We start from the raw sequence: 12,480 nt of genomic DNA, 5'->3' as shown, positions 1-12,480 counted from the left end.
TTATTATTCAATCCCCTTAAATAAAACCGTTCAGGCAATTGCTTAAACAAAGTCGGTACTCCCTCCATATTTTGTAAAGAAAAAAAATCTAGCTCAATAATCCTGATAAAAATCACGAAATTTAGATCATTACATGTCTGATTTAAATCCACCGGTTTTAAGAAAAATAATTCATATTGATATGGATGCTTTTTATGCATCTGTAGAGCAACGCGATTTTCCTGAATACCGTGGAAAGCCCTTAGTGGTTGGTGGCAAACCCGATAGCCGTGGTGTGGTGGCAACAGCAAGTTACGAAGCGCGGCAATATGGAATCCGTTCGGCAATGTCATGCAGCAAAGCCTATCAGCTTTGTCCCACAGCAATTTTTGTATACCCACGGTTTGATGCTTATACCGCAGTTTCTAAAGCAATTAGGGAAATTTTTAGCCGGTACACCGATATCATAGAACCCCTTTCACTGGATGAAGCTTATCTCGATGTTACGGAAGATAAACTCGGAATTGGATCAGCAATTGATATTGCACAATCAATAAAAGATGCCATTAAAAATGAGCTAAACTTAACGGCTTCTGCAGGTGTATCGATCAATAAATTTGTGGCTAAAGTAGCCTCAGACATGAACAAACCTGATGGCTTAACTTTTATTGGCCCATCGAAGATTGAATCTTTTATGGAAAAACTTCCTGTTGAAAAGTTCTTTGGGGTAGGCAAAGTTACCGGTGCCAAAATGAAGGCCATGCAGATTAATACCGGTGCCGATTTAAAAAAATTAACAGAAGCCCAGCTTGTTGCCCAATTCGGTAAATCAGGGAGGTTTTATTATAAAATTGTTCGTGGTATTGACGAACGTCCAGTTCAGTCGCATCGCGAAACCAAATCAGTAGGCGCAGAAGACACCTTTTCGGAAGATACCAATGAAGATTCGGTGATGCACGATCTGCTAAAACAGATCAGTGAAACCGTAGCTAAACGTTTGGAAAAACATCAATTAAAAGGCAAAACCGTAACCTTAAAAATTAAATTTGCAGATTTTAAACTCATTACGCGCAGCCGTTCTTTTGCTATACCCATAAACAAAGCCGAAGTCATTTATGCCGAGGCGATTAAACTTTTGGAAGAGGCAGCTATCGGTACAACGCAGGTGAGGCTTTTAGGCATTACCTTATCGCGGTTTTATGATGATGTGGGAATCGAAAAGCCCGAAAGTAATCAACTGGAGTTTGAGTTTTGATGAAAACATAAGCGCAAGTCAAGGATAAACTACAAAAGGATAAAACACCATTTTGCACTTGGAGCGCAATACCTGTACTAAACAGTCAGTTCCTTCCCGTTTTACGCTTATACGCTTCGCTTCCTCGTACCTCGTTGCTGCAGGGTAGCGCTGCAACCGGGGCTATTGGACCAAAACAGCATTTCTTTCGGGGTTGCAGGATGCAGAAACCATTGTTCCTAAACCCGACAGCAGCGGCAGCCTCCGATTCCTTCCATCGGAGCTATAGCGAATGGCGGGACTGAGCGACTCTAAGAACCACTGCACGCCCATTTCCTAATAAAAACATCTTTTATTTCGGTCGATGCGACACCAACCGATAGAATAATACCTGCTTATTCAGTCTATGGGGAAATAAAAAAGGCTCTACAAACTATATGTAGAACCTTTGATTGTTAATTTAAAAGGGTAAATTTATTTGCCAGCTAATTTATCGGCAAGCATCTTCATATAAAAACCGCCAACTACACTCCGCGCTTTAAAGTTATCGCGGATACCGGTGTTCGAATCGTAAAAATCGTTTAAAGGCACTCTTGATTCGGTTTCGATGGCGTGTTTATAAACAGGGTGCACCAAAGCCTCGAATTCTTTTTGGGTTGGTGCAAAAGTGGCAGTCCACAAAATCCAGTCGTTTTTAGTATAAGCTTTTCTGCTATCTAATGGGATACCGTATTTATTTTGTTTCGTCAGGTAATATTTAGTTTCAGTATCATATATTTTTTGAGGGAACAGGTTTAAATTTAAAACCTTATCCCAAACCAGGTTATATTTCTGGCTCCAGGTGTTTTTATTATCAAAGGTTAAGGCATAATGGTCGCCGGCATCAGCCATTTCTATCCATTTTGGCACCATAGTTTCGGCTATTGCACGGTATTTTTTGGCTACATCATCATAACCAAGGGTTTGTGCCATTTGCGCATAACAGGCAATGCCTACAATTGCTTTTACCGATAAGTTGGCATTACGGGCCAGGTGACCGGCAAAATCATCGGTACACAACTGTGTTTTCGGATCCAGGCCTTCTTTGGTTAAATAATCAACCCAGGTGGTTAAAGTTTTCCAGTGCGCTTTGGCGTAATTGGCATTCCCCTGTGCTTTGGCAATTGCTGCGGTTAAAATAATCATGTTGCCCGATTCTTCAACCGGCATTGGCTCGCCATAAGTCTGCCCGTTTGCTAACGGATAAGTTCCCAGATCGTGCGCGGCCCAAGGGTGAGGGTATTTTCCGCTTTCGCTGAAATAGAAAATGCCGTTCAACATGCCCTGTAACAATTCAGGATTATAAATCAGGTATAATGGTGCCGAAGGGTAAGTTACATCGACGGTGTTAATGAAACCACCACTGTTGTTTTCTTTAGATAACCACAAAATCTCACCTTGCGGGCTCTTTACCAACGTATGAGCGGCAATGCTCTGGCGGTAACCTAAAACACATAAATCGGCATATTCTTTACCGCCAGATTTTAAGGCATCGGCATATAATTTTTTGTTAAATGTCTCGCATTTCTGAATCACAGTTTTGTACTCATCGGCCGCAGCGGTCAATTGTGCCTTGATGGTTTCTTTACCTGAGGTATTCCACCATGGTCTTAAATTTTTATTAAAATATTGAACCGAATAAATTTCATCATAGCCTAATTCAACATATTTTTCTACCGCAGCCTTACCGACTGTACCAAACGGAATAACGGTATTCAATGCAAGCATTTTGCCTTGTTTAGCTGTAGAAGCAGAATTGCCTTTTCTAAAAGCATCGGCTGCATCTTTCTCGTCCGTTACAAACTGGATGGCATTGCTTGCTTTCGGCGTTGCCACATAAAAGTAACCCCAATCAATGCGCATATCATCACTTGCCTTTTGCAAAATGGGTTGTTCTACGGTACCCGTTTTTAATACTGATAATTTGGCCGTGCTGTATTTGCTCGCCGTTACTTCCTGCGTAGGACGGTAAACTGCGATATTTGACGATGCACTCAGGTATACCTTTACCTGGTGTGTTTTACCGTCATTTGCTTTTACCTGATAGGAAACATAAGAAACCGGGCGTGCAAATAAACCCAAATCGTTCATTAACAAGGGAGAGGTAAAAGTTAATTTTAGATCGATCTTACCGCAGGTAAAGTTATAAATGGTTTGCGTGGCATTGATATCAACACTTTTTTGTTTAGCCAGCTGTACCTTTTCGGCATTGTCTTTTAGTTTTTCTACCAGACCAAAATCCAGGAAACGGCCACCGGCGGTATTAATGAGGTGAATGGCAATTACATTCGATCCGGCTTTTAAAGCACTTTTATCACTATTGCTTAAGGCAATGTATTGGAAGTTATTGGTCCAGCCTTCTTTAGTGTAGATTTTCTTTCCGTTTAGGTAAACCTCAATATTATCATCATGGTTGATCTTTAAAAAAAGTTCGTTTATTGATGCCGGATTGGCTACATTAAAGGTTCTTCTAACCCAGATATCGTGCGATTTCCACAATGTTTTTACGTTTTTGGCATCATCTCCTATCGGTGCGTTACCTGTTTGCCAATTGCTCGTGGTATAGTTTGCAGCTTTCCAATCACCCTGAGGTTCGGTTTCTGTATATTTTACAACGTATCCTTTTTCATCTGATGCAGGTACAACCGTTTTATAGGTAGTGGTTTCTTTACCCAAAAAACGATAAATCCCTCCATCAACATTAATCATACCTAAAAGAGAATGATCGGCCCCGGTCCAATGTTGGGTTGAAGACTCGTTTAATTTATCTGTGTTAGACCAGATACTGAAATAGGTATTGTGCGTAATTAGGGGATAAGCCGGGGCTTTGCGCTCCTGCGCCTTTAGCAAACTGCCTACAAACATGCAGCCTAGTATGCCTAAGAATTTTAAAGTGTTGGTTTTGTTCATAATTTGTGTGTGTATCGAAAATATGATGTTATATTCTGGTTAGATGTAACGCTTAGTTAAACGTTTTACTAATGTATAAAATATAATTTACTTTTTGCAAGAGAAGCCGATTTTTAATTGTCTGAACGACATTTAAAACAGAGTCTAAAGAAGTCAAGTTTTAACGAACAGAATGCCGGCAAACTTGACTTCTTTTATTTAAAAATAAATCTCAAAGAAGTCAAGTTTTATGGCCTGTCCGTTATTCTAACTTGACTTCTTTAAAAAAATACATGAAGTTTTTAAGCCTCATGTATTCTTCAAATTGTGTGGAGCGCTTATTACTTAAGGTTGTTTTTTATTGATGGTCCACTCAGATAATTGGAAAACCCTGCTTCCCCTGTTGGCTTTGATATAAAGACGGTAAAATTTATAAGCAACAAAGTTGTCGAAATAATACCTTTTAGTAACATTTCTCTCACCTTGCGCTGGCCATGGACAAGTGGTTACCGTATGTAGGTCTGTATACTGAATACCATCTAATGATCCCTGTAAAATCCAATACCTGGGATCTCTGTCTTCAGCGTCGTTTCCTGAAGTTAAAGTATAAGCACCAACTACCTGTGGTGTTGCAAGCTCGAAAGTACATCTTTGAGTACCATCAAAACCTGCCTGCAAAAATTTGGTTTTGGTATCGCCATCAACCAGTTTTTTTGATCCCTCATCAGAATTAGGTCCAGCGCCAGCCTCTAAATTTACCGAGAATATGCCGCCAACTGTCTGCATATAATTCTCCCCAATTTTTGTTGGATCGAAATTTGGATCTACAATATTTAGAAGCACTTCTTTTGCAGCCGAATAGCCCTGGCTGTTTCTGGTGGTTAAAGTAACTTTATATTTGCCTGGAAAACGATACACGTGTTTTGGATTAACCGCTACAGATGTACTGTCATCGCCAAATTGCCATAACAAAGTTTTATAGTTTGTAGAGGTACCCGTAAACTGGTATTCTAAAAACTTTGTCGGACTGGCTACGGCATAATCAAAACCTGCAGTTGGTTTAGGTTCATCTACCACAGGAGCAATCTCTTCTGCATCTTTCTTACACTTTACTGTTGTAATTACAATAAGTATTAAAAGAGATAGAATACTGAATAATCTTTTTACGTTATTTTTCATATCTTATTAATATTTAAGGCGTTGGAAACAATTGAGATTTTGGTATTACTCTTTTTGATAAAATATTCGGCACTTCAATTTCAAGATAAGCCTGCTGCCCGCCTACATTTTCACGGTGATGCGCTTCAATGGTATACCGTTTTCCGCGTTCTAAAAATATGGTGCCTTTACGTGTATCTTTATCCCATTGGGTGGTATAATCGTCTACTAATGGTACACCATTAACATATAATCTTGAGCCATCATCCCAGCGGGTTTGATAAAAAGTATAAGTACCACGTACTGGTGCCAAAAACTCGCCTTTCCATCTACTGGCAAAGTTATCCCTGCTTAATTGAGTTCCAGCTGCATTTTTCACATTGTCTGGCCATCCATCACCACTAAAGTTTATGGTTTCATCAACTCTGGTTACAAATGGCGCACGTCCATCATCCGGGTCTAATTGGGTGTTGGTATAATATTTTGCTGTTAAACCAGTACCGTTTCCGGTGATGTAAGAGTTGTTATCCAAATTTACATTAGGATCTACAATCACTATTAATTTACTCTTGGTTGGGTGAATTACATGATTGCTAGCCTCACTAATGCTGAAAGCGAATGCAAATTTTTTATTTGCAACAATGTTGGCGTCGAAAACCGGCCATGGGATCTGAAGTCTGACGATTGTACTCGAAGCCCCTGTAGCAAACCGAACCAAAGTATCAACACTATAATCTTTAGCATCCAGGTGTATTGCATCTGCAGGTAAAGTTCCCCGCCCAACCAAAGTAGCAATGGTATCTATGTTTTCTTTAATTTTAATATTGAAAGCTGTTGAGGGTTGGTTTTCTAAACTTACAATAAGCGGAATTGTTACCCCGGCAGGGCCTACAATGTAATCGCCCTGGTACACTACATTATAGGTACCACCTCCATTTAAAGTTAAATAATGGAGGTCAGTAGGTTTTAGCAGATCGGTAGTATTAATAATAACCAAGATGGTAGATTTGCCGGCGGCAATCTTATTTCCTTTACCGGGAGCTGAAAGCTTTAGCGCGAAAACAACTTTTTTACCATAATTACGTTCCAATACTGACCGGCGAACAATAGCAACACCTTCACTGTTATCGGTGCCATAAACCACATTGATCACATTGGGATATTCCACCCCTGCAGATGGCATCAGGATTGCATTTGTAATGGTTCCGTTATTAATTAACTGCGTAACGGTATCGTTATTTAAAGTTAAACCTACCTGAAAAGCCTCTTCTGCAACACCTGTTAAAGAAATTTTAAAAGGAACTTTAATGTATTCGTTATCTATAGAAACGTTTCCTGCAACAATCCCTTCTCCTGTTACACTTCTGGTATTGGGATCCGGCAATTTTAAATCATCTATTTGTGATTTGCGACAAGAATAAACACCAATGATGGCTAAACTTATCAATGCGATATATATAATTTTTTTCATTTTATGATATTTTAAATGATCAGCAAATCTGTTATTGATCTAACCAAACCCGGCCATCAAGCCCCCATGTTTGTTTATTGGCAATCTTTAACCAGTTTATAATCTGTGCAGGGATATCTGATGTTTGAGGAACAAATATGGCCAGTGTTTCGGGTGCCGGAGGACAAATTAAATCGTTAAAACTCTCCCAGGCATAGGTTCCCTGAAATTTAAAATCATGCGCCTGAGAACTTATATCTGCCATGATATTACCATTCCCATCCGTTGCTGGCCAATACCCTACCAGAAAATTGAAGTATGGGTGACTTTGGTCGATTGAAGTTTGACAGGCATAGTTGCCGATCATTCCATCCGGAACAGAAAATTTAAAAAAGCGGATGTCACTTACATATACATCTGGTACCCCGTGTCCATTTCCGTTTAAAAATCCCAGTTTTAAAGGATTCGAATTTGCCAACGAACCTGAACCTGTAATTTCGAGCTCATTATTAAAGCTGCCATTGGTATAGGTACGCACAAACCTTTGTCCATTACGCACCTCTATTTTTGCTGTTAAATTTGTCCATTTCCCCTTGGCAAAACTCCCCCCTCTACATTGTTGGTAATCTGCATCTTTAGTACCCCGCCACTCAAAATACCAATAATCTTCTTCTAAATAAATTACCCAGCCTACACTCGGGTGTCCGCCAGACCACTCGTTACGTTTACCTAAAACACTTGGCCAGAAAAATTTGTCTTCGTTCTTTTTAACCTTAAGTTCTATGGTCACTTTTGTAGTGTCATCTATATTGTAAATATCTGCGTCAGCAGCATCAACCTGCGCCCTCACATCTTCCCCTTTAAAACGGATTGTTTTGCCTAAATACCTGTTACCGGTAAATGGCTTTGTTAAAATTCGTTTGTTGTAAGTTGGTGCATAATAAATGACAAATGAATTTACTTTTGGCTGGCTAAAAATAGTTTGGTCGTCGGCATTTGAGGGCAAGGTATATTGCCCACCTGCACTTGATGCAATAACCACCAGCCATTGCTCATTATTATAATCAGGACGTTTTTTTAATGCAGCGAGGATTTCACCTACAGAAGTATCGAATTTTTCGATAGCTGCTTTATAGGCCGGAAAAGAAACATCATACCCGGATGCTGCACCTGCTGCATTAACCCCTGTAAAATGGCCTACAACAACCGTTGCAGTATCACTAGTTAAATTGCTGATCAATCCGGCTTTTACCGCATCATCATCTGCCACCAGGCTACTCACATCGGCTCCTGAATTTAATGATTTAAAAACCGCTGATGAGGTATAGGTAACAATTTTCGATTTTGCACTGGCCTCTTTAATCCTGTTGAAGATAATTGGGTAATTCTGCAGATTGTTATTCGTTAATGCATCAGTAGTAACTTTATGTTTATCTTTTTTAACGCCGGTTAACATGTCTGCCCAATTGGTTGCATTTCCGGTTGCCTCAGCATCACTTAAACCTACCCATGTGTAGATCGCGTGTGGCAAAATCGCATCGATATTTGGCGTATTTGCATCTAAAACCGATTGCCCCCTTGCTCCGTCAACAACCAAATAAAGTACCTTACGGTTTCCGTATTTAACAGTTGTTGTGTCGCTGGCATTCTTATCTCCAATTGTTCTTTCGAATTCTTTATTACAAGAAAATATGGCCGTGGTAATTATTGTTGCGATTAAGCCAATCAATAATTTATATTTTTTCATCATACTCATCTTAATTTATATCCTGGTTAGCTTAATCTATTATTCGATAGTTACTCTAATAATGTTGTATAATGGTAAATTATCAAAACGACTAAAACCACCGATTAGCAATAGTGCTTTTTTACCATCTGCCGATTTGGTTTCGATTACATCAGACAGGCTACCATTAAAAGGGCCTGTAGAATTATATCCTTTTGCCAATGTTCCGGTTGGGGTTAAAACCATAAACCCATTTCTGGTGATGCCATTGTATTTAATAAAATACCCGCTTACTACTATTAACCCATTATTAAGCTGTTTGGCAAAATTAGCTTGCCCACCTTCGAAGGAGAGTGATGCGAATGATTCATCTAAAGTTCCGTTATCGTTTAAAACGGCAACACCTACTGCTGCTTTACCATTATAATGTGTAAAACTTCCGGTGATCACATATTTTTTGGTTGTTACATTATAAGTACAAGAATATATGCCATTATCGGCACCTGTACCTGGTGTAAAAGTAGGGTCGATGCTACCATCAACATTTAACCTCACAATGCGGTTAGCTTGCTGACCATCGAAAGTGGTAAAATTACCAAACACAACCAGTTTTTCCAGCTTCTCTGCCTCGGTATGCATGTAAGTATATGCACGTCCGTTTGCACTTTCTTTTCCTTTATTGGTAGCAGTGTTAAAACGGAATGTTTTATCAAGACTGCCATCTAAATTAAAGCGTAAAATCTGTCGGATTTCTGTACTGTCCAATATTACAGTATCCCTTGATAAATCGTAATTAAACTTATCGTAAGTTCTTTTTACATAAAACCTAAAATCGCCGGTTGCTAAAATTTTTCCTTGGTGGGCGTATACATGGTCAATAAAACCATTTGTACCACCGTTAAACTTCGGAAACCACTTTTGTGTAACAGTGTCGGTTACTGTTGGCTTTCTTCTTGTCTGAATTTTTACAGTGTCAATTGCTCCGCTTGTAAACAAACTGGTAATGTTGCTGATGTTTTCAGTCCGTTGGTTAAATCCTGAAAAGCCACCTGCTATAATAAAACGGTTACCAATTTCTACAATACTGGCTAAGCCACCATTGGACCCTCTTCCTGTACGGAAAGTACGGTCGTATTCTCCATCTAATGATGTTCTTGCGATCCTATTGATGGGAACCACCCCACCTTTGTTATCAAAATTTGTAAAATTACCAACCACAACGTTCCTTCCATCAAGCATTTCATACACCTGACTGACAAACCCGTTGGTACCTGCTATGGCTTTGAAAGTAGGATCGATCTGAATCAGCCCCGTTACGGTAAAGGTTGGACCAATAAATAACTGGTCGCCAATAGCGATTGATGTTACACCCGTACTTCCGGTTTCGGGAACTTTAACTGTAATTTCTGTGGCCGTTACACTAACTACCTCAGCCTTTTCACCGTTAAACATAAAGGTTAATTGATTTTTATATTTATCAAAACCTGAAGCTTTGATGACTACAGATGTACCTACAATCCCAACAGCAGGAACAGGTACATCAGTTTGGGAAATGGCAACACCTAAAGGTGATTTAGCATCAGCATAAGGATCAGGGATCACTTCATCTGCTTTTTTACATCCCTGAAAGCTAAAAGCAATCAAAGTGATTATTGCGAATATTAATTTAATTTTTTTCATCGTTTAATTTCTTGAGGTAACACCAGATGTGATTTTATTTCGAAGAATCAGAAGGCATTAACCCACTATAATACACATCACTAAAAAAATCACTCTCGTTAAAGCCAAAATAAGCGCCGCCTCTTATGTCATTATAGGCCAAAGTGTGTACAACGCCATTGGTAGGTTTTATATCAGATGATGCCACCTTGTTGATGTACCAATTGTCATTAGGTTTTGAAGCGTCAGGGATATAAGTTAAGTTCAATTGGCGGTACCCGATATATTTGATATTGTTTGCGGTACCATAGGTTACCCCGATATTTGAGATGTTACCACCAAGAGAATAATACAAACCGCCCGGATAAACACTCTTAACATCGAAATCGATTTGCTGATAGTCCTTTAACCTATTCACACCCTTAAACATGTAGCGTTGCAGATATCTCCTCCAGATTACCGGACTAATCTGATCCAGCGTTTTAACGGTATCTTTTCCTGAATAAAAAAGAAAATTATTTAATCCATCGGTTTTAACTGTTCCGATTGTTTTTTTAATTACCTCATCATCGGGCGCAAAAAAAGTAAAGTCTTCATTAGAAAAGGCACTTTCCATACCCGCCAGTTTTACAATTTGAGCTATGGTATCAAAAGGTACTTTTTTAGCCTGCAAATATTGAAGCATATTGCCTTCAAAGTTAGGGTTAGCCAAACCTCCATCGCGGTAGTACTCATCACGTTTACAAGCATTTAATATCAGCAGTACAGCAGCACAAGCAAAAATTAGCTTTTTCATATATCTTTTATTATAAAAATTAATTACCACCATTTACCCAGTAATCATTCAATTTCATGAATGGGTTGTTGTTTAGTGCACCTGAGTTAATTGGCCAGGTCCAGGCACCACGACTAAATTTATCGGATGTAAGCACGTTGTAGGAATACTGGCTATTTAAAATTCTCTTCGTTCTAACCAAATCGAAGTAATGGTGCCCTTCACCGATAAGTTCTCTTGAACGTTCGTAAAAAATAAATTCTTTAAGATCTCCATTTGAAGACGTATATGGAGATGCACCGGCACGGTTCCTTACCATATTTACCAGTTTTATGGCTTCGGCATCTTCTTCTATATTTGCAAGCGCCTCTGCCGCCAGCAGGAGTTCTCCACCATACCTAAAAATCATAAAGGTATTATCCGGATTGGCATCTTCCTCACCTACAATGAAAGAGTTCTTCGCATATTTTAATAACATGAACTTACCATTGTCTGCAAAAATATCTTCGTTAAACCAGGTGGTGATCCTTTTGTCGCCCCCATCCTGAAAGAGTTTCTGCATGTATTCGCCCCTGTAATAAGCAAAACTTACACGGTGGGTATATTCGGGTCTTTTGTATGGGTAATGCAAAAACATATCGGCAATTGGTGCAACATTCAGTACGGCATCTCCATAATTGATACTTTGATAAAATTCGAACAAACTTTCATCCGAACGGCCCTTGATCACTGTGGACCAGTCTGAAATCGGCAATAATCGATAGGCATTACTTGCAACCAATTCTTTACCCAGATCTGCAGTAGCCTGATAATATTTTCTTGCGTTAGCGCCGTCGAAACCTGCGTTCCACATATTCATCTCCATCATTAAGGCAATGATGCTGCCTCTACTTGCCCGAACGCCCTTTAAAGCAGGATCGCTATAGGTAAATGGAATTTGATTTTTATAACCATTTAAATCGGCAATACATTTATTTAATACGGATACAAAATTTTCGCGGGGTAAGGATGTAGAATGAAATGCATCTGTATAATACACCACATCGCCAAATAACCGCACCATGGTAAAGTAACAAAGTGACCGAATAAATGCGGCTTCAGCCTTAAACTGACCTTTTTCTGTTTCAGAAACACCTGGAACACCTTCATCTAATTTCGCAATCAGAATATTGGCACCTTGAATTGCCCTGTAATAACCAGTCCAATCTGTTATTCTGTCAAAATTATAATAGTCCCAGGGCTGCCCTCTTCTGATCAGGTTTAATAAATCATTCCGACCTAAGAACTCCACATATTCGCGTGAGGCGGCATTATCAGACTGGCTTTCGTGTAATACCTCACCTGACCTGTATTCTCCAACCGCACCAACATAATGTGTTTCGTTTATTTTGCTAAAAACAATCCTCGACAAATCGTAAATATTGGCCACAACATCTTCTTTAGTCTGGAAAAAGTTGTTCCCTGTTAGTTTATCTAAAGGCTGTACGTTTAAAAACTTTTTACATGAAGGCAAGCAAAAAGATGCTGCAATAACCAAAGTATAAATAATAACTTTTTTCATAATCAATATT

General features: G+C 39.2%; 8 protein-coding genes. 1 reads left to right on the top strand and 7 read right to left on the bottom strand.

Features of this window, described 5'->3' with window-relative positions; translation table 11 throughout:
• Nucleotides 1–133: 133 nt before the first annotated feature.
• Nucleotides 134–1,234, top strand: a complete 1,101-nt coding sequence (dinB, locus tag KYH19_RS23405; protein ID WP_219076977.1) for a DNA polymerase IV — start codon at nucleotides 134–136, stop codon at nucleotides 1,232–1,234.
• A gap of 453 nt (nucleotides 1,235–1,687) precedes the next feature.
• Here dinB and KYH19_RS23400 read toward each other — a convergent pair whose 3' ends face one another.
• From KYH19_RS23400 to KYH19_RS23370, 7 genes are all read right to left on the bottom strand, one after another.
• On the bottom strand, nucleotides 1,688–4,162 hold the full coding sequence (locus KYH19_RS23400; protein ID WP_219076976.1) for a glutaminase family protein: 2,475 nt from the start codon (nucleotides 4,160–4,162) through the stop codon (nucleotides 1,688–1,690).
• A gap of 324 nt (nucleotides 4,163–4,486) precedes the next feature.
• Complete coding sequence (locus tag KYH19_RS23395) at nucleotides 4,487–5,320, bottom strand: PKD domain-containing protein (RefSeq protein ID WP_193423078.1); 834 nt, start codon at nucleotides 5,318–5,320, stop codon at nucleotides 4,487–4,489.
• Nucleotides 5,321–5,333: 13 nt separating this feature from the next.
• Nucleotides 5,334–6,770, bottom strand: coding sequence for a PA14 domain-containing protein (locus KYH19_RS23390; protein ID WP_219076975.1), 1,437 nt, complete (start codon nucleotides 6,768–6,770; stop codon nucleotides 5,334–5,336).
• 31 nt (nucleotides 6,771–6,801) lie between these two features.
• The gene (locus tag KYH19_RS23385; protein WP_219076974.1) at nucleotides 6,802–8,496 is read right to left on the bottom strand and encodes a DUF4983 domain-containing protein; all 1,695 of its coding nucleotides are present in this window, start codon (nucleotides 8,494–8,496) and stop codon (nucleotides 6,802–6,804) included.
• Between the two features lie 39 nt (nucleotides 8,497–8,535).
• On the bottom strand, nucleotides 8,536–10,155 hold the full coding sequence (locus KYH19_RS23380) for a DUF5008 domain-containing protein (RefSeq protein ID WP_219076973.1): 1,620 nt from the start codon (nucleotides 10,153–10,155) through the stop codon (nucleotides 8,536–8,538).
• 34 nt (nucleotides 10,156–10,189) lie between these two features.
• Complete coding sequence (locus tag KYH19_RS23375) at nucleotides 10,190–10,930, bottom strand: fasciclin domain-containing protein (RefSeq protein ID WP_219076972.1); 741 nt, start codon at nucleotides 10,928–10,930, stop codon at nucleotides 10,190–10,192.
• A gap of 19 nt (nucleotides 10,931–10,949) precedes the next feature.
• Nucleotides 10,950–12,470: a RagB/SusD family nutrient uptake outer membrane protein gene (locus KYH19_RS23370; RefSeq protein WP_219076971.1), complete on the bottom strand. Its 1,521-nt coding sequence runs from the start codon at nucleotides 12,468–12,470 to the stop codon at nucleotides 10,950–10,952.
• Nucleotides 12,471–12,480: the final 10 nt, after the last annotated feature.

Source organism: Pedobacter sp. D749 (assembly GCF_019317285.1).
Classification (GTDB): domain Bacteria; phylum Bacteroidota; class Bacteroidia; order Sphingobacteriales; family Sphingobacteriaceae; genus Pedobacter.
Note: the sequence above shows the minus strand (reverse complement) of the source record. Positions and strands in the feature narration are given on the sequence as shown.